Below are 17,117 nucleotides of genomic sequence, written 5' to 3' on the forward strand. Positions count from 1 at the left end.
CGTAGGAGCCCGCCCGTGACCCGTGACCTGACCATCGCCGAGGTGCGGCTGACGCCGATCCTGGTCGCCGACCCGCCGCTGCTCAACACCCAGGGCGTGCACCAGCCGTACACCCCCCGGCTGATCGTGGAGATCGTCACCGTCGACGGGACCACCGGGCTCGGCGAGACCTACGGCGACACCAAGTACCTGGAGCTGGCCCGGCCGCTGGCCGACCGGCTCCCCGGACGGTCGGTCATGGACGTGAACGGCCTGTTCGGGATCGACCTCGCCGTGGACGCCTCCCGGGTCGAGGGCCAGACGGACGCGGGCGGGCTGCGCGGGGTGCAGACCGCCGACAAACTGCGGCTGTCCGTGCTGTCCGCCTTCGAGGTCGCCTGCCTCGACGCCCAGGGCAAGGCGCTCGGCCTGCCCGTGCACGCGCTGCTCGGCGGCAAGGTGCGGGACGCGGTCGAGTACAGCGCCTACCTCTTCTACAAGTGGGACCGGCACCCGGCGGGGGTCCCCGCCGAGCCGGACGAGTGGGGTGCCGCGCTCGACCCGGCCGGTGTGGTGGAACAGGCGCGCCGGCTCCGGGAGCGGTACGGCTTCGGCTCGTTCAAGCTCAAGGGTGGGGTGTTCCCGCCCGACGAGGAGATCGCCGCCGTCCGCGCCCTCGCCGCGGCCTTCCCCGGACACCCGCTGCGGCTCGACCCCAACGGCGCCTGGTCGGTGGAGACTTCGCTGAAGGTCGCGAAGGAACTCGGCGACGTGCTGGAGTACCTGGAGGACCCGACGCTGGGCACGCCCGGCATGGCCCGGGTGGCGAGCGGCACGGACGTGCCGCTCGCCACCAACATGTGCGTCACCACCTTCGGCGAGATCGAGGAGGCGTTCACGCAGGGTGCCGTGCAGGTCGTCCTCTCCGACCACCACTACTGGGGCGGACTGCGCAACACCCAGCACCTCGCCGCGATCTGCGCCGCCTTCGGGGTCGGGGTGTCCATGCACTCCAACACCCATCTCGGTATCAGCCTCGCCGCGATGACCCAGGTGGCGGCCACGGTCCCCAACCTGCACCACGCCTGCGACTCCCACTACCCCTGGCAGTCCGAGGACGTCCTCACCGAACGGATCGCCTTCGACGGCGGCCGGGTCGCGGTGTCCGACGCGCCGGGCCTCGGTGTCGAACTGGACCGGGACGAACTGGCCCGGCTGCACCGGAGGTGGGCCGAGGACGACGGCTCGCTGCGCGACCGCGACGACGCGGCGGCGATGCGCACGGCCGAACCGGACTGGCGGACACCGGCGATGCCCCGCTGGTGACCCGGCGCCGCACGGCATCCCGGTGCGTGACCTGGTGCACACTGGCCAGAACCGCACCACGCCAGGGAGCGCACCGTGACGCCGTCGCACATCTTCACCGGAGAGGAACCGGAACACCTCACCCAGGCAGCGCGCTGCCAGATCCAGGTCGATCCGCTGGCCGCGCTGCGCGCCCCCGGTGACCCGCCCTGGGACGTCCACCTCACCGGCACGGTCTTCCTCGACATCGTCTTCACCGGCCTGGACTCAGCGCCGGTGCGCGGCACCGAGTCCTGGGCCCGGGGCATGGGCTCCAGCCCCGGCGGGGTCGCCAACATGGCCGCCGCCCTGGCCCGGCTCGGCCTGCGGACCTCCCTCGCGGCGGCCTTCGGCGACGACCACTACGGCGAGTACTGCTGGGACGCGCTGGAGCAGGGCGAGGGCATCGACCTGTCCGCCTCGCGGACCGTGCCCGGCTGGCACTCGCCGGTGACCGTCTCCATGGCCTACGAGGGCGAGCGGACCATGGTCTCGCACGGGCACGAACCGCCGGAACAGGCCGCGCTCCTCCAGGAGGGCGCCACCGCCCCGCCGCCCCGGGCGCGGGCCGCCGTAGCCTCCCTCACGCCCGGCCGCAGCGCGCCCTGGATCGCGCAGGCCGCCCGCGCGGGCACCCGCATCTTCGCCGACGTCGGCTGGGACGAGACGGGCGCGTGGGACCTGTCCGGGCTGGCCGACCTGGAGCACTGCGAGGCCTTCCTGCCCAACGCGGAGGAGGCCAAGCGGTACACCGGCACCGACTGTCCGCGGCTCGCCGCGCACGCCCTGACCGCGTACGTGCCGGTCGCCGTGGTCACGCTGGGCTCCGACGGCGCCTACGCGGTGGACCGGCGGACCGGGGAGACGGCGGAGGTGCCGGCGATCGAGGTGGAGGCGCTGGATCCGACCGGGGCGGGGGACGTGTTCGTCGCCGGGTTCGTGACCGGGTCCCTGGCGGGGTGGCCGCTGGCCGACCGGCTGGCCTTCGCCGGGCTCACGGCCGCGCTGTCGGTGCAGGAGTTCGGCGGGTCGCTGTCGGCGCCGGGGTGGTCGGAGATCGGGGCGTGGTGGCGGCGCGTGCAGTCCCTGCCGGGGCAGTCGCACGCGGCGCTTCGGCGGTACGAGTTCCTTGAGGGCCTGGTGCCGGAGGAACTGGACCGGCCGTGGCCGTTGCGGCGGGCCGTGCCGACCATCGGGTTCCGCCGGTCCGGCTGACGCACCAGGGGGCTCCGCCTTCCGGACCCCGTCGGGAAACGGTCGTATGAAAAGCCCTACGGTGTTGTCAGCCCCCCGTCGTACCCTGGACAGTGCGAGGCCGCCCTCAGCTACGCGGCCGTGACGAGGAGGAAGCGCAGGCCTTAAGAGCCGGCCCATGACACAGACACCCACAGCTCATACCCCCGCGCAGGAGCAGGCGAGAGCGCAGTTCACCGTCCCCGCCCAGCACCCCATGGTGACCGTGCTGGGTTCCGGCGACTCCCTCCTGCGCGTGATCGAGAGGGCCTTCCCGGCGGCCGACATCCACGTCCGGGGCAATGAGATCAGCGCGGTCGGCGACCCGGTCGACGTCGCCCTCATCTCGCGCGTGTTCGAAGAGATGATGCTGGTGCTCCGCACCGGGCAGCCGATGACGGAGGACGCAGTGGAACGCTCGATCGCCATGCTGAAGGCGAGCGAGGCAGGGACGAGCGACGGCCTGGAGACCCCGGCCGAGGTACTGACGCAGAACATCCTGTCCTCGCGTGGCCGTACGATCCGCCCGAAGACCCTCAACCAGAAGCGGTACGTCGACGCGATCGACAAGCACACGATCGTCTTCGGCATCGGCCCCGCCGGTACCGGCAAGACCTACCTGGCCATGGCCAAGGCCGTGCAGGCCCTCCAGTCCAAGCAGGTCAACCGGATCATCCTGACCCGTCCGGCGGTGGAGGCGGGCGAGCGGCTCGGCTTCCTGCCCGGCACGCTCTACGAGAAGATCGACCCGTACCTGCGCCCGCTGTACGACGCGCTGCACGACATGATCGACCCGGACTCGATCCCGCGGCTGATGGCGGCCGGGACGATCGAGGTCGCGCCGCTCGCCTACATGCGCGGTCGCACGCTCAACGACGCCTTCATCATCCTGGACGAGGCCCAGAACACGAGCCCCGAGCAGATGAAGATGTTCCTCACCCGCCTCGGCTTCGACTCGAAGATCGTGATCACGGGTGACGTGACGCAGGTCGACCTGCCGAACGGGCAGAAGTCGGGCCTCAGGCAGGTGCAGGAGATCCTGGAGGGCGTCGAGGACGTCCACTTCTCCCGGCTGTCCTCCCACGATGTCGTACGGCACAAGCTGGTGGGCCGTATCGTCGACGCGTACGAGAAGTACGACAGCAAGTACGGCACCGAGAACGGCGCCCCCAAGGGCGTCCGTGGCAAGTCCGGCGCCAAGGGCACCAAGGGGAAGTAGACCAGCACGACCATGTCGATCGACGTCAACAACGAGTCCGGCACCGAGGTAGACGAGCAGGCGATCCTCGACATCGCCCGCTACGCGCTCGCGCGGATGCGCATCCACCCGCTCTCCGAGCTCTCGGTGATCGTCGTGGACGCCGACGCCATGGAGCAGCTGCACATCCAGTGGATGGACCTGCCGGGCCCCACCGATGTCATGTCGTTCCCGATGGACGAGCTGCGCCCGCCGTCCAAGGACGACGACGAGCCGCCGCAGGGGCTGCTCGGCGACATCGTGCTGTGCCCGGAGGTCGCCGCGAAGCAGGGGGCGGAAGCCCCGACGCGGCACTCCATGGACGAGGAGCTCCAGCTGCTCACCGTCCATGGCGTGCTGCACCTGCTCGGGTACGACCACGAGGAGCCCGACGAGAAGGCGGAGATGTTCGGGCTCCAGGCCGCCATCGTGGACGGATGGCGGGCCGAGCACGGTCTGACCGGGCCGTCCCCGGCACCGACCGTCTCGTAAGCGGGCCGTATGTCTCCGCAGATCGTGATCGGCGCGATCGCGCTGGTCGTCGTCGCCTGGCTCGCCGCCTGCGCGGAGGCGGGCCTCGCCCGCGTCTCCAGCTTCCGCGCCGAGGAGGCCGTGAAGTCCGGCCGGCGGGGCAGCGCCCGGCTCGCCCAGCTCGCCTCCGACCCCACCCGCTATCTGAACGTGGCCCTGCTGGTCCGCGTGGCCTGCGAGATGGCCGCCGCGGCCCTGGTGACGTACGCCTGCCTCCAGGAGTTCGCCGCCACCTGGCAGGCGCTGCTGGTCGCCATCGGGGTCATGGTCCTCGTGTCCTACGTCGCCGTGGGGGTCTCCCCGCGCACGATCGGCCGCCAGCACCCGGTCAACACCGCGACCGCGGCGGCCTACGTGCTGCTGCCGCTGGCCCGGATCATGGGCCCCATCCCCTCCCTGCTGATCCTCATCGGCAACGCGCTCACCCCCGGCAAGGGCTTCAGACGCGGGCCCTTCGCCTCCGAGGCGGAGCTGCGGGCGCTGGTCGACCTCGCCGAGAAGGAGTCGCTGATCGAGGACGACGAGCGCCGGATGGTGCACTCGGTCTTCGAGCTGGGCGACACGCTGGTGCGCGAGGTCATGGTGCCGCGGACCGACCTGGTCACCATCGAGCGCTTCAAGACCATCCGGCAGGCCCTCACCCTCGCGCTGCGCTCCGGTTTCTCCCGCATCCCGGTCACCGGCGAGAGCGAGGACGACATCGTCGGGATCGTGTACCTCAAGGACCTGGTCCGCAAGACGCACATCAGCCGGGACGCGGAGGGCGACCTGGTGTCCACGGCGATGCGCCCGGCCGTGTTCGTGCCCGACACCAAGAACGCCGGCGACCTGCTGCGCGAGATGCAGAAGGAACGCAACCACGTCGCCGTCGTCATCGACGAGTACGGCGGCACCGCCGGGATCGTCACCATCGAGGACATCCTGGAGGAGATCGTCGGCGAGATCACCGACGAGTACGACCGGGAAATCCCGCCCGTGGAGGACCTCGGCGACGACCGCTTCCGGGTCACCGCCCGCCTGGACATCACCGACCTCGGCGAGCTGTACGGCCTGGAGGAGTACGACGACGAGGACGTGGAGACCGTCGGCGGGCTGCTCGCCAAGGCGCTCGGCCGGGTGCCCATCGCCGGGGCCTCCGCCGGGGTCGAACTGCCCGACGGGCGCAGCCTGCGGCTGACGGCGGAGGCCGCGGCCGGCCGCCGGAACAAGATCGTGACGGTGCTGGTGGAGCCGGTGCCCGTGCCCGTCGTCGAGGAGGAGACGGCCGAGTGACGCCCGGGGAGCTGCGCGCCTTCTGCCTGTCCTTCAACGCGGCGGTGGAGGACTTCCCGTTCGGCCCGCAGACCTCGGTCTTCAAGGTGCTGGGCAGGATGTTCGCCCTGACCCACCTGGACGCGCGGCCCCTCACGGTCAACCTCAAGTGCGACCCGGAGGACGCGATCCGGCTGCGCGGCGAGCACGAGGGGCTGATCGTCCCCGGCTGGCACATGAACAAACGGCACTGGAACACCGTGACGGTCGACGGTGGGCTCCCGGACCGGCTGGTCCGGGAGCTGATCGAGGACTCGTACGACCTGGTGGTGGCCGGTCTGCCCCGGGCCGAGCGGCTGCGGCTCGACCGCCCGTGAGCGCACCCGTGCCGGGCGGCCCTTCCGGGCTTCGTATGCTCGGGGCATGACCGAGAGCAACGCGCTTGATCCCGAGGACCGCAAGATCGTCACCCTGGCCCGTTCCGCGCGGGCCCGCAACGGTGTGCCCGAGGGGGCGGCCGTACGGGACGACACCGGGCGGACGTACGTCGCCGGGTCGGTGGGGCTCCCCTCGCTGAAGCTGAGCGCCTTGCGGACGGCGGTCGCCATGGCCGTGGCGTCGGGGGCCGCGTCCCTGGAGGCGGCGGCCGTGGTGAGCGAGGCGGAGGCCGTGCCGGCGGAGGACCTGGCCGCTGTCGCCGACCTGGGCGGTGCCGGGACGCCGGTGCTGCTGGCCTCCCCTGACGGCACCGTGTGGGTCACCGTCTCCGCCGGCTGACCCCCTCCGCGCGGAAGCCGCCGACCGAACAGCAGGTCGGCTGGAATTCAGCCTTGTTGCGGGCGTCCGGGCGCGGGTCAATGGGCCCGTACCATCCGACGGACCGTCAGATCCGCACCCCCGTGCAGCGTGCCCGCACCCGCCTGCCGAGGCCTCTCGTCCGTCGGCCGTCCCCACGGCACTCCCCACACGAAAGGGAAGCGGATCCCCATGAGAGGCAAGCGCACGGCAACAGGTGCGGCACTGGCGGCCGGGGCCCTCGCGGTCACCGGACTCGCCTTCGCGCCCACCGCGACCGCCGTCACTCCCCAGTCGGCGACCATCACCGCGAGCTGCGGCATCTTCGGCGGTGGCGCGGCCACGCTCACCGCCACCCAGAACGGCGGCTCGGCCACCCTCACCCTCACCTCCACCGCGATCAAGACGCCGGTCGCGGTGGCCCAGGACTCGATCGCCTCCACGCTCACCATGGTCAAGGCGAGCGGCGGCACCACCGTCTTCAGCGGGACGAAGAACCCGGCCATGGCGAGCGGCGCTTCGGTCACCGTCGGCCCGCTCAGCGGCACCGTGGCCTCCGGTGACAGCCTGGAGGCGTACGGCGGCTCGCTCAAGATGGTCATCTTCGGCATCACCGTGACCTGTACCGCCTCGGCCAAGCAGTCACCCGGCCCGTTCGTCTTCAGCTGACCCCCGGCTGAGCGATCCGTTCCGGATCGTGCCATACCACCCCTGATGCCGCAGAAACTGATGATCCGTCAGATTTCTGCGGCATCTCCATTGACTTCTCACCCCGGCTCCACATCAATGCCCCCTGTCGGCGCAGACGAGCCGCTGCGCCCGCAACCCTCAGGAGGGGGCCCATGGGTCCGACACCCCGAAGAGCCCGACGGTGGCGCTGGGCGTCACTGCTCGGGGCGACCGCCCTCGCGGTCACCGCGGGCAGCGCGCTGGCCTGTCCGGCCGGCGCCGCCGGCACGAACGTGGACTTCGCCACGCACTGCATCCCGCCGGACATCGCCGGCATCCCGCCGATCGACGGCACCACCACCGCGAACGTGTCGGTGGACAAGACCAGTCCCAAGGTCGGCGACACGGTCACCGTGACCTACACCGTGGTCACGGCCGCCGCCAGCAACCCCACCGACCTGGCCCTGCCGGCCGACATCATGACCCCGACCGGCAAGGTGACGCTCGGCGGCGCCCAGAGCGGTGACGTCACCGTCGCCGGGCCGAAGAAGAACCCGCCGGTGCCGGGGAAGGCCGCCTTCCCGTCCTTCTCCATGACCGGCACGTTCACCGTCACCAAGGCCGGGCAGATCACCCTCTCGCCCGGCGGCTACAACATCCACACCAGCTACATCCTGGAGCTGGACACCCCCTGCACGGTCATCACCCCGCCCGCCCCGGTGTCGCAGACCGTCACCGCGACCGACGGCACGCCCGCCAACACCCGGGCGATCTCGCTGGGCTCCGCCTCCGGCGACCCCGGGGCCGGTGTCACCGTCAGCGGGACGGACTTCACGCCGGGCGCCACCGTCACCCTGGCCGGGCGGGCCGGTGACACGCAGACCGCGGACACCGCGACCGTGACCGCGAACGCCCAGGGCTCCTTCAGCGGCTCCCTCGTCGTCAACGACAAGGCGACGACCGGGATCGTGGCCTACGAGGGCGGCTCCTGGAACGCGGACAAGGGCGCCGGACCCGCCGCCTACGTCGTCAACGACACCACGCCCGTCCCGGCCGGCAGCCAGAAGCTGACCACCACCGTCAGGGCGGGCACCCTGTCCATGTCCCAGGCCGGGGACTCCGTCGCCCTGTCGGCGGTCGACTTCGGCCAGGGCGGGGCCTCGACCGGCAGCCTGAACACGGTGACCGTCAAGGACTTCCGCGGCGGGCCCGCGGGCTGGTCCCTGACCGGCAAGGTCACCGACTTCACCGGGCCCGGCGCCAGGATCGACGCCGGACATCTGAGCTGGACCCCTGCCTGCACGGCCAAGGCGGGCAGCCCCAGCACCTGCGAGGCCGGTTCGGCGGGCACCGTGGGCAGCGCGGGGGCGACCCTCGCGTCGACCCCCAACGGCACGCTCACCGGCGGTGAGTTCACCGTCGACGCCGGGCTGTCCCTGGACGTACCGGCGTTCACGCCTCCCGGCGCGTACTCCGGCGTGCTCACGCTGACGCTCACCTGAGCGTGCGGGCGTCCGCACCCGCCCGTTCCCCTCTCACACCCGTCCGTGGGGGTCCGCACCCATGCGCAAGCTGTACGTCCTCCTCCTGGGCCTGACGCTGGCATGGCAGTCCGCGCCCGCCCGTGCCGCCGACAACGGCGGCTGGTCCGTCTACCCGGTCGCCTCGAAGATCGCCGCGCGGCCCTACTTCACCCTCTCCGCCGAGCCCGGCCAGACCCTCACCGACAAGGTCGCCGTCCGCAACCGGACCGGCCGGCCGCTCACCTTCCGGCTGTACGCGGCCGACGCCTACAACACCGCCCGGGACGGCGGGTTCGCGGTGCGGACGCTGAAGGAGAGGATGCGCGGGGTGGGCGCCTGGGCCAGGCCCGCGAAGTCCCGGATCACCGTGCCGGCGCACCGGACCGTCACCGTGCCCTTCACCCTGCGCGTCCCGGACGGTGCCGAGCCCGGAGACCATCCGGGTGCCATCGTCGCCCTCGACGAACACGTCGACCGCGGCGGCGGAAGGCTCGCGCTCGGGGTGCGGCGGGCCGTCGGCGCCCGGGTCTACCTGCGGGTCGGCGGGCCCGCGCTGCCCGCGCTCTCGGTCGAGCACCTGCGGATCAGCCGCCGTCAGCCGCTGGTCCCGGGCCTCGGCGAGAGCACGGCGACCATCTCCTACACCCTGCGCAACACCGGGAACGTCACCCTCAGCCCCAGGGTGGAGCTGAAGGCGCGCGGGCTGTTCGGCCGTACGCTGCTCGACCGGCGGTCGGCCCGGGTGCCCGCCGAGCTGCTGCCGGGACAGCGGGTGCGGCTCACCGAAACCTGGCGCGGGGCACCCCAGTTCGACCGGGGGGACGTCACGCTCACCGCGAGCGCCCAGGACACCCGGGAGTCGGCGAGCGCCGCCTTCCTCGCGCTGCCCTGGCTCCTGGCGGGGCTGGTGTTCACCGCCGGTGTGCTGACCGGGGCGCTGCTGGTCAGAGCGCGTCGGGCCCGCGCTCGCCGGTCCGCACCCGGACGACCGTCTCCACGGGAACGGCCCACACCTTCCCGTCGCCGATCTTCCCCGTCCGCGCGGCCCTGACGATCGCGTCGATCACGTCGTCGGCGGCGGCGTCCTCCACGACGACCTCGATGCGCACCTTCGGCACCAGGTCGACGCGGTACTCGGCCCCCCGGTACACCTCGGTGTGGCCGCGCTGCCGGCCGTAGCCGCTCGCCTCGGTCACGGTCAGCCCGTGCACCCCCAGCTCCTGCAAGGCGGTCTTGACCTCGTCCAGCCGGTACGGCTTGACGATCGCGGTGATGAGCTTCATGCCTGGTACGTGACCTTCTGGGCGGAGGGGGAGCGGACGGAAGCGCCGACCGGGGCGCCGTGGCCCAGGACGCCGTGATCGTATGCGGTCTCGGCGTGCACCGTAAGGTCGAGGCCGGTGTGCTCCTGCTCCTCGCTCGCCCGGAGGCCCAGCGCCTTGTCGAGCAGCTTGCCCAGCCCGTACGTCACCGAGAAGGCGTACACGGCGACGACGACCACGGCGAGGAGCTGCTTGCCGAGCGGGGCGAGCCCGCCGCCGTAGAACAGGCCCTCCGCCCCGCCGGTCATCGCCTTCTCGGCGAACAGGCCGATCAGCAGGGTGCCGATGATGCCGCCGACCAGGTGGACGCCGACGACGTCCAGGGAGTCGTCGTAGTTCAGCTTGAACTTCCAGCTCACGGCGTAGGAGCAGACCACACCGGCGGCGAGGCCCACGACCAGGGCGCCGAGCAGGGACACCGTGCCGCAGGACGGGGTGATGGCGACCAGGCCGGCCACCGCGCCGGAGGCGGCGCCCAGGGTGGTCGGGTGGCCGTCGCGCCGCTGCTCGACGAAGAGCCAGCCGAGCAGGCCGGTGCAGCCGGCGGCGAGCGTGTTGAGGAACGCGGCGGCGGCCAGGCCGTTCGCGCCGAGCGCGGAGCCGGCGTTGAAGCCGAACCAGCCGAACCAGAGCAGCCCGGCGCCGAGGACGACCATGGGCAGGTTGTGCGGGCGCATGGCGTCCTTCTTGAAGCCCAGGCGGGGGCCGAGGACGAGGCACAGCGCCAGTCCGGAGGCGCCGGAGGTGATCTCGACGGGCAGACCGCCCGCGAAGTCCAGGGCGCCCAGCCTGTCGAGGATCCAGCCACCCGGACCCCACACCCAGTGAGTGACCGGAACGTATACCAGGAGCGTCCACAGCGGTACGAAGACCAGCCACGCCGAGAACTTCGTGCGGTCGGCGACCGCGCCGCTGACCAGGGCGGCCGTGACGATCGCGAAGGTGAGCTGGAAGGTGGCGAACAGGACGGCCGGGACCGTGCCGTGCACGCTGTCCGGGCCGAGCCCGCGCATCCCGGCCTGGTGGAGACCGCCGATCAGCCCGCCGCCGCTGTCGTCCCCGAAGGCGAGGGAGTAGCCGGCCGCCAGCCACACCACCGTGACCAGGGCGATCGACACGAAGCTCATCATCAGCATGTTGAGGACGCTCTTCGTGCGGACCATGCCGCCGTAGAACAGGGCCAGGCCCGGGGTCATGAGCAGGACGAGGGCGGTCGCGGCGAGCAGCCAGGCGGTGTCCCCGGTGCTCACATGGGCTGCGGCGAAGGTCACGGGCGTCTCCAACGGGTGGGGGCTGCGTCAGAGGGTCACCGGTGTGCGTTTCCGGTCGCGTACGGGTGTGTTTCCGTGACGTTTCGTTGCGTGCGGGTTTCCGGGAGCTCACCGTCCGGGGTGCGCGGTGGCCGTGGTGCGGCGCCGCTCTGTGGATCAGGGAGAATGGGCGGCATGAGCGTGCGTACCCAGACTTCCGAGCAGCCGGCCGAGACCGTCCACCGCGCCGGCTTCGCCTGCTTCGTGGGCCGCCCCAACGCGGGCAAGTCCACCCTCACGAACGCTCTGGTCGGGCAGAAGGTGGCGATCACCTCCAACCGGCCCCAGACCACCCGGCACACGGTCCGGGGCATCGTGCACCGGCCCGACGCCCAGCTCATCCTGGTCGACACCCCCGGCCTGCACAAGCCGCGCACGCTGCTCGGCGAACGCCTCAACGACGTGGTCCGCACCACCTGGGCCGAGGTGGACGTGATCGGCTTCTGCCTGCCGGCGGACCAGAAGATCGGTCCGGGCGACCGGTTCATCGCGAAGGAACTGGCGGGGATCAGGAAGACCCCGAAGGTCGCCATCGTGACGAAGACCGACCTCGTCGACTCCAAGGCCCTCGCCGAACAGCTCATCGCCATCGACCAGCTCGGCAAGGAACTGGGCATCGAGTGGGCGGAGATCGTGCCGGTGTCGGCGGTCGGGTCCAAGCAGGTGGACCTCCTGGCCGACCTCCTGGTCCCGCTGCTGCCGGAGGGGCCCGCCCTGTATCCCGAGGGCGACCTGACGGACGAGCCCGAGCAGGTGATGGTGGCCGAGCTGATCCGGGAGGCCGCGCTGGAGGGCGTCCGGGACGAGCTGCCGCACTCCATCGCGGTCGTCGTCGAGGAGATGCTGCCGCGCGAGGACCGGCCCGCCGACCGTCCGCTGCTGGACATCCACGCCAACGTCTACATCGAGCGCCCCAGCCAGAAGGGCATCATCATCGGGCCCAAGGGCAAGCGCCTGAAGGAGGTCGGCATCAAGTCCCGCAAGCACATCGAGGCGCTGCTGGGGACGCCGGTCTTCCTGGACCTGCACGTGAAGGTGGCCAAGGACTGGCAGCGCGACCCCAAGCAGCTGCGCAGGCTGGGCTTCTAACCGACGGCCTCCGTCGGGGTCATGTCCTGCGTGCCCACCACCCGCAGCAGCTCCAGCCTCTCGCGGGACTCGGTGCCGGGCCGGGCCGTGTGGATGATGAGGTGATGGTGGCTCTGGTGGCTCAGCAGGACCTCGCAGTCCAGTTCCAGCAGGCCCACCACCGGGTGCAGGAAGCGCTTCGTACCCGGGCGGCGCAGGGACACCTCGTGCTCCTCCCAGAGCCGGGCGAACTCCTCGCTCTTCGCGCGGAGTTCGGCCACCAGGGCGGCCGGTTCCGGGTCGTCGGGGCGGGCCGCGGCCACCGCCCGGAGGGCGGCCACGTGGTCCCGGGCGTGTGCCGGAAGGTCCTCCGGCGGGAAGAGCGCGCGAGCCGTGGGGTCCAGGAAGAAGCGGCGGGTGAGATTCCGCTCGGGCGGCGGGCCGGCGAGCACGTCCCCGACCAGCGCCTTGGCCAGCGCGTTCTGCGCCAGCACCGTGCCGAGGTCCGTGACCACCTGCGCCGGTGAGTCGTACAGCCGGTCCAGGACCAGCAGCAGCCCCGGCCGGACATGGGCCGAGGCCACGTCCCGGCGCGGCGGCTCCTCGCCCACCAGGTGGAACAGGTGGTCGCGTGCGTCGTCGGTCAGCCGCAGCGCCCGCGCCAGCGCCGTGAGCATCTGCCGGGACGGGCGCGGGCCCCGGGACTGCTCCAGGCGCGTGTAGTAGTCGACCGACATCCCGGCCAGCGCCGCCACCTCCTCCCGGCGCAGCCCGGGGGTGCGGCGGCGGGCGCCGGGCGCCAGGCCCACGTCGGACGGTTCCAGTCGGGCGCGGCCACGGCGCAGGAAGTCGGCGAGTTCGGCTCGGTTCACCCCTCCAGGCTGCGGCAGACCGGCCGGCTTATCCAGGGACTGTCGATCCCCCGATCAGGAGGTCTCTTTCGTCGGCGCCGCCCGCCGCCGAGGCTGGGCGCACCGAACGAGACGCGATCGAGAAGGAGTACCGCCATGCTGACCCTGGTCACCGGCGCCACCGGACAGGTGGGCCGCGGGTTCGTCCCCCGCCTGCTCGCCCAGGCCCGGCCCGGCGAGCGGGTGCGGGTGATCGTCCGCGACGAGACCCGCGCCGCCGCCCTCGCCGAGCGCGGCGCCGAGGTCGTCGTCGGCGACCTGCGCGACACCGACGTCCTCGGCAAGGCGCTCACCGGAGCGGACGCCGTCGTGAACATCGCGGCCTCCTTCCGGGGCGTGCCGGACGAGGAGATACGGGCCGTCAACCGGGATGCCGCGGTGGAGCTGGGCCGGGCGGCCGTCGCCTGCGGGGTACGGCGGTTCGTCCAGGCCAGCACCATCCTGGTGTACGGCACCGGCCGCGGCCGGCCGCACGTCGAGGACGACCCCACCGTGCCCGGCGGCCCGATGTGGATGACGTACCCGGAGTCCAAGCTGGAGGCCGAGCGGGGGCTGCTGGCGCTGGACGGGCTGGACGTCCGGATCGGCCGCCTCGGCTTCGTCTACGGCGAGGGCGACCCGCACCTGCCGGGCATCACCCGCTGGACCGCGACCCAGCCGGCCACCAAGCGGCAGCACCTGGTGCACGTCGCCGACACCGCCCAGGGCCTGCTGCGCCTGTTGTACGCCCCCGGCGCCGACAGCCGCGTCTACAACATCGCCGACGACGCCCCGGTCACCGTGCTGGAGATCCACCAGCTCCTGGGCGCGGAACCACCGGCGGACGGACCCGACCCCGACCCCTGGTACGGCATCGCCTCCACCGACCGCATCCGCCGCGAGCTGGGCTACCGGCCCTACTTCCCGACCCTGTGGGCCGCGCGGGACGCCGGAGCCCTATGAGGACGAGCCCTGGGCCCGCAGCAGCTCCCGGAACCAGTGGTAGGAGGACTTGGGCGTGCGCTCCAGCGTCTCGAAGTCCACGTGCACCAGGCCGAACCGGCGGGCGTAGCCCTCGGCCCACTCGAAGTTGTCCATGAGGGACCACACGAAATAGCCGCGCACGTCGACGCCGGCCTCGATCGCCCGGTGCAGGGCCCGGACGTGGGCGTCCAGGTAGGCGATGCGGTCCTGGTCGTCGACGCCCTCGTAGGAGCAGCCGTTCTCGGTGATGACGACGGGCGGGAGCCGGTCGCCGTAGCGCTCGCGGAACCCGGTGAGCAGTTCCGTCAGTCCTTCCGGTACGACCGGCCAGCCGAAGTCGGTCACCGGCCGGCCCTCGATCTCCCGCACGGAGAAGGGGAGTCCGGCCGGCACCGTCAGCCCGCCGAACTCGGTGTCGGTGCCCTGCGGGGCGCCCACCCGCGTCGGGGCGTAGTAGTTGACGCCGTACCAGTCGACCGGCTCGGCGATCACCTTGAGGTCGGCCTCGACGTCCCCCGGCATGAGCTCGCCCATGCCCTCGGGGTACGCGCCCAGGATGACCGGCTCGGCGAACAGCCGGTTGAGCAGCAGGTCGTAGAAGCCGGCCGCCTCCAGGTCCGCCGGTTCCCGGGAGGCGGGCCAGGTCGGGCCGTGGGAGTTGGCGATGCCGATGTCCGTGGCGCCGGCCGCGCGCAGGGCCCGTACCGCGAGGCCGTGGGCGAGGAGCTGGTGGTGGGCGACCGGGAGGGCGTCGAAGAGCAGCCGCCGGCCGGGGGCGTGGGCGCCGATCGCGTGCCCCAGGAGGGTGTGTTCGGCGGGCTCGTTGAGGGTGATCCACGTCCGTACCCGGTCGCCGAGCCGGTCCGCCACCACCGACACGTGGTCGGCGAACCGGGCCGCCGTGTCCCGGTCCAGCCAGTCCAGGTCCGCCGGCAGGTCCCAGTGGAAGAGGGTCGGGACCGGCCGCACGCCGGCCGCGCACAGCTCGTCCACCAGGCGGTCGTAGAAGTCCGCGCCGCCGGGGGAGTTCACCCGGGGCCAGGAGACCGAGAAGCGGTAGGCGCCGACGCCGAGACCGGCGAGGAGGGCCACGTCCTGGCGGTAGCGGTGGTAGTGGTCGCAGGCCACCGCCGCCGTCGAGCCGTCCTTCACCCGCCCTGACCCGGCCGTGAACACGTCCCAGACGGACGGCTCCCGCTCCTCGGCCGCGCCCTCGATCTGGTGGGCGGAGGTCGACACCCCCCACAGGAAGCCGGGCGGGAACCGGGGCATCGCCGTGCCTGCGTCAGTCGCCATGGCCGGATCATCCGTACCGGCGGTGACGGAAGTCAACGCCCGTGCGCCGCACGGCCGTTACGCGCCCTCCTTCAGCACCCGGGAGACCAGCTCCCGCTGTGCCTCGGTCAGCCGGGGATCCGCCGCGTACACCGTGCGGCCGTCCACCGTGATCTCGTAGCTGAAGCCGTCCGGGACCCCCGCCGGAGGGGTGCCCCGGCCGGACGCGAGGGCGCGTTCGGCCAGGGACTGCCACTCGTGGGCGTCGGGCCGGCCCGAGGTGTCCACCTCGGCCCGGCGCTCGATGCCCGCGAAACCGCCCGTGCGCCGCACTCGAATACGCATGGGTCTCTGTGTAGTACGGAACTACAGCGTCCGCACCCCGACCTGTTCCCACGCCTTCTGCACGGCCTGGAGTTCGTCCCCGGCGCCGTACCGCTCCCGGGCCGCCTTCACCGTCAGCGTGGCGAAGTCGGCGAAGAGGGCGTCGTCCTTCAGCTCGCCGCCGGTCAGCACGTCGTACCAGATCTGCCCGGCCTTCTCCCAGGCGTAGCCGCCGAGGGCGGTGGCGGCCAGGTAGAAGGCGTGGTTGGGGATGCCGGAGTTGATGTGCACGCCGCCGTTGTCGCGGCCGGTGCGGACGTAGTCCTCCATCTTCGCCGGCTGCGGGTCCTTGCCGAGGACGTCGTCGTCGTAGGCGGTGCCCGGGGCCTTCATCGAGCGCAGGGCGGTGCCGGTGACGCGCGGCGCGAGGAGCCCCGCGCCGATCAGCCAGTCGGCCTCGGCGGCGGTCTGGCCGAGGGTGTACTGCTTGATCAGCGAGCCGAAGACGTCCGAGACCGACTCGTTCAGGGCGCCCGACTGGCCGTAGTACTCCAGGTTCGCGGTGTGCTGGGTGACGCCGTGGGTCAGCTCGTGCCCGATGACGTCGACCGGGATGGTGAAGTCGAGGAAGATCTCGTTGTCACCGTCGCCGAACACCATCTGCTCGCCGTTCCAGAAGGCGTTGTCGTAGTTCTCGCCGAAGTGCACGGTGGCGTCGAGCGGCATCCCGCCGTCGTCGATGGAGTGCCGGCCGTAAACTTTGAGGTACAGCTCGAAGGTGGCGCCGAGGCCCGCGTAGGCGCGGTTGACCGTGGCGTCGGAGCCGGGCTCGGAGCCCTCCTCGCGGACCTTGGTGCCGGGCAGGTCCTGGGTGTGCCCGGCGTCGTAGACGGTGCGGTGCGGCTTGTCGGCGGCGGCGCCCGCGGGCGGGGCGGCGATGGCGGCACCGAGCACCGTGGTCAGGCGGCGCTTGGTGCGCTGGTAGGCGTCGTGCTCCAGGGACCGGCGGGCCGGGCCGGAGAGCGCGGGGTCCTCGTTGCGGGCGAGCCTGTCGAGGACGTGCGGCGGCACGATCGTGCAGAAGACGGGCTGGGAGCCCCCGTTGGTCGTCATGTCCGCACCATTGCACTGTGTGACGTCACTGTCACTACCTGCCACCATGATTGGTGAAATACCAGGACACCACGCGCAACAGATCGTGACCGTGTGGTAGAGCGATGTGGTGCAGCGCACTTTTTGTCCCGTTTTGCCGTGCGGTCCCGCATACTGGGACAGGCCCGCGTACCCGGAACGGCTCGGCTAGGCTGCGGAACATCATGCATTTCTGGCTGCTTCTTCTTAGCTGCCGCGGCGAGGGCCTGTAGTCGAGGCCGACTCCCTCC

Annotated in this window: 18 protein-coding genes; 12 read left to right on the forward strand and 6 right to left on the reverse strand. The window is 72.1% G+C overall.

Annotated features, from left to right (window positions below):
• Positions 1 to 15: 15 nt before the first annotated feature.
• The 10 genes from IE294_RS04955 to IE294_RS05000 all read left to right on the forward strand — a co-directional run bounded on the left by IE294_RS04955 (position 16) and on the right by IE294_RS05000 (position 9,613).
• Positions 16 to 1,305: a glucarate dehydratase family protein gene (locus tag IE294_RS04955; protein WP_189882631.1), complete on the forward strand. Its 1,290-nt coding sequence runs from the start codon at positions 16 to 18 to the stop codon at positions 1,303 to 1,305.
• A 75-nt stretch (positions 1,306 to 1,380) separates the two neighbouring features.
• Positions 1,381 to 2,538 (forward strand): carbohydrate kinase family protein, encoded by a 1,158-nt coding sequence (locus IE294_RS04960; RefSeq protein ID WP_373315784.1) that lies wholly within the window; start codon positions 1,381 to 1,383, stop codon positions 2,536 to 2,538.
• 157 nt (positions 2,539 to 2,695) lie between these two features.
• On the forward strand, positions 2,696 to 3,775 hold the full coding sequence (locus tag IE294_RS04965) for a PhoH family protein (RefSeq protein WP_030657027.1): 1,080 nt from the start codon (positions 2,696 to 2,698) through the stop codon (positions 3,773 to 3,775).
• A gap of 12 nt (positions 3,776 to 3,787) precedes the next feature.
• A complete protein-coding gene (gene ybeY / locus IE294_RS04970; RefSeq protein ID WP_189882633.1) occupies positions 3,788 to 4,285 on the forward strand; it encodes an rRNA maturation RNase YbeY in 498 nt (165 codons plus the stop codon).
• 9 nt (positions 4,286 to 4,294) lie between these two features.
• Complete coding sequence (locus IE294_RS04975; RefSeq protein ID WP_189882635.1) at positions 4,295 to 5,596, forward strand: hemolysin family protein; 1,302 nt, start codon at positions 4,295 to 4,297, stop codon at positions 5,594 to 5,596.
• The gene (locus IE294_RS04980) at positions 5,593 to 5,952 is read left to right on the forward strand and encodes an MmcQ/YjbR family DNA-binding protein (RefSeq protein WP_189882637.1); all 360 of its coding nucleotides are present in this window, start codon (positions 5,593 to 5,595) and stop codon (positions 5,950 to 5,952) included. The genes IE294_RS04975 and IE294_RS04980 overlap by 4 nt, the downstream gene beginning before the upstream one ends.
• A 46-nt stretch (positions 5,953 to 5,998) precedes the next feature.
• Positions 5,999 to 6,352 carry a cytidine deaminase-like protein gene (locus tag IE294_RS04985; RefSeq protein WP_189882639.1) on the forward strand — a complete coding sequence of 118 codons (354 nt, stop codon included), beginning with the start codon at positions 5,999 to 6,001 and terminating at the stop codon, positions 6,350 to 6,352.
• 210 nt (positions 6,353 to 6,562) lie between these two features.
• Positions 6,563 to 7,039 carry a hypothetical protein gene (locus IE294_RS04990; RefSeq protein ID WP_189882641.1) on the forward strand — a complete coding sequence of 159 codons (477 nt, stop codon included), beginning with the start codon at positions 6,563 to 6,565 and terminating at the stop codon, positions 7,037 to 7,039.
• Between the two features lie 173 nt (positions 7,040 to 7,212).
• Positions 7,213 to 8,541, forward strand: coding sequence for a WxL domain-containing protein (locus IE294_RS04995; protein ID WP_189882643.1), 1,329 nt, complete (start codon positions 7,213 to 7,215; stop codon positions 8,539 to 8,541).
• 61 nt (positions 8,542 to 8,602) lie between these two features.
• Positions 8,603 to 9,613, forward strand: a complete 1,011-nt coding sequence (locus tag IE294_RS05000) for a WxL protein peptidoglycan domain-containing protein (protein ID WP_189882645.1) — start codon at positions 8,603 to 8,605, stop codon at positions 9,611 to 9,613.
• Here the strand turns inward: IE294_RS05000 and IE294_RS05005 are convergent.
• Positions 9,507 to 9,845: a P-II family nitrogen regulator gene (locus IE294_RS05005; RefSeq protein ID WP_014672629.1), complete on the reverse strand. Its 339-nt coding sequence runs from the start codon at positions 9,843 to 9,845 to the stop codon at positions 9,507 to 9,509. The genes IE294_RS05000 and IE294_RS05005 overlap by 107 nt on opposite strands.
• On the reverse strand, positions 9,842 to 11,155 hold the full coding sequence (locus tag IE294_RS05010) for an ammonium transporter (protein ID WP_189882647.1): 1,314 nt from the start codon (positions 11,153 to 11,155) through the stop codon (positions 9,842 to 9,844). Before IE294_RS05010 ends, IE294_RS05005 begins: the two co-directional genes overlap by 4 nt.
• Before the next feature lie 174 nt (positions 11,156 to 11,329).
• Between IE294_RS05010 and era the strand changes: the two genes are divergently transcribed.
• On the forward strand, positions 11,330 to 12,283 hold the full coding sequence (gene era, locus IE294_RS05015) for a GTPase Era (RefSeq protein WP_014672627.1): 954 nt from the start codon (positions 11,330 to 11,332) through the stop codon (positions 12,281 to 12,283).
• Here era and IE294_RS05020 read toward each other — a convergent pair.
• Positions 12,280 to 13,134 (reverse strand): helix-turn-helix transcriptional regulator, encoded by an 855-nt coding sequence (locus tag IE294_RS05020; RefSeq protein WP_189882649.1) that lies wholly within the window; start codon positions 13,132 to 13,134, stop codon positions 12,280 to 12,282. The two genes, era and IE294_RS05020, sit on opposite strands and share 4 nt — an antisense overlap.
• 135 nt (positions 13,135 to 13,269) lie before the next feature.
• On the opposite strand from IE294_RS05020, the gene IE294_RS05025 reads away from it, so the two are divergent.
• Entirely contained in the window at positions 13,270 to 14,115 is an 846-nt protein-coding gene (locus IE294_RS05025; protein WP_189882651.1) for an NAD-dependent epimerase/dehydratase family protein, read from the forward strand.
• On the opposite strand, the gene IE294_RS05030 is transcribed toward IE294_RS05025, so the two are convergent.
• The 3 genes from IE294_RS05030 to IE294_RS05040 are packed head-to-tail and all read right to left on the reverse strand — an operon-like array spanning position 14,110 to position 16,848.
• On the reverse strand, positions 14,110 to 15,432 hold the full coding sequence (locus IE294_RS05030) for a GH1 family beta-glucosidase (protein WP_189882653.1): 1,323 nt from the start codon (positions 15,430 to 15,432) through the stop codon (positions 14,110 to 14,112). The two genes, IE294_RS05025 and IE294_RS05030, sit on opposite strands and share 6 nt — an antisense overlap.
• 57 nt (positions 15,433 to 15,489) lie before the next feature.
• Entirely contained in the window at positions 15,490 to 15,756 is a 267-nt protein-coding gene (locus IE294_RS05035; protein WP_189882655.1) for a protealysin inhibitor emfourin, read from the reverse strand.
• 21 nt (positions 15,757 to 15,777) lie between these two features.
• Entirely contained in the window at positions 15,778 to 16,848 is a 1,071-nt protein-coding gene (locus IE294_RS05040) for a M4 family metallopeptidase (RefSeq protein WP_189882657.1), read from the reverse strand.
• Positions 16,849 to 17,117 lie beyond the last annotated feature (269 nt).

This window comes from Streptomyces canarius (genome assembly GCF_014650735.1).
In the GTDB taxonomy this organism is placed as follows: Bacteria; Actinomycetota; Actinomycetes; order Streptomycetales; family Streptomycetaceae; genus Streptomyces; species Streptomyces olivaceoviridis.

Coding starts and splice junctions, on each gene's coding strand:
- IE294_RS04965 (WP_030657027.1), top strand. CDS start 2,696: ATGACACAGACACCCACAGCTCATACCCCCGCGCAGGAGCAGGCGAGA.
- ybeY (WP_189882633.1), top strand. CDS start 3,788: ATGTCGATCGACGTCAACAACGAGTCCGGCACCGAGGTAGACGAGCAG.
- IE294_RS04975 (WP_189882635.1), top strand. CDS start 4,295: ATGTCTCCGCAGATCGTGATCGGCGCGATCGCGCTGGTCGTCGTCGCC.
- IE294_RS04985 (WP_189882639.1), top strand. CDS start 5,999: ATGACCGAGAGCAACGCGCTTGATCCCGAGGACCGCAAGATCGTCACC.
- IE294_RS04990 (WP_189882641.1), top strand. CDS start 6,563: ATGAGAGGCAAGCGCACGGCAACAGGTGCGGCACTGGCGGCCGGGGCC.
- IE294_RS04995 (WP_189882643.1), top strand. CDS start 7,213: ATGGGTCCGACACCCCGAAGAGCCCGACGGTGGCGCTGGGCGTCACTG.
- IE294_RS05000 (WP_189882645.1), top strand. CDS start 8,603: ATGCGCAAGCTGTACGTCCTCCTCCTGGGCCTGACGCTGGCATGGCAG.
- IE294_RS05005 (WP_014672629.1), bottom strand. CDS start 9,845: ATGAAGCTCATCACCGCGATCGTCAAGCCGTACCGGCTGGACGAGGTC.
- era (WP_014672627.1), top strand. CDS start 11,330: ATGAGCGTGCGTACCCAGACTTCCGAGCAGCCGGCCGAGACCGTCCAC.
- IE294_RS05025 (WP_189882651.1), top strand. CDS start 13,270: ATGCTGACCCTGGTCACCGGCGCCACCGGACAGGTGGGCCGCGGGTTC.
- IE294_RS05030 (WP_189882653.1), bottom strand. CDS start 15,432: ATGGCGACTGACGCAGGCACGGCGATGCCCCGGTTCCCGCCCGGCTTC.
- IE294_RS05035 (WP_189882655.1), bottom strand. CDS start 15,756: ATGCGTATTCGAGTGCGGCGCACGGGCGGTTTCGCGGGCATCGAGCGC.
- IE294_RS05040 (WP_189882657.1), bottom strand. CDS start 16,848: ATGACGACCAACGGGGGCTCCCAGCCCGTCTTCTGCACGATCGTGCCG.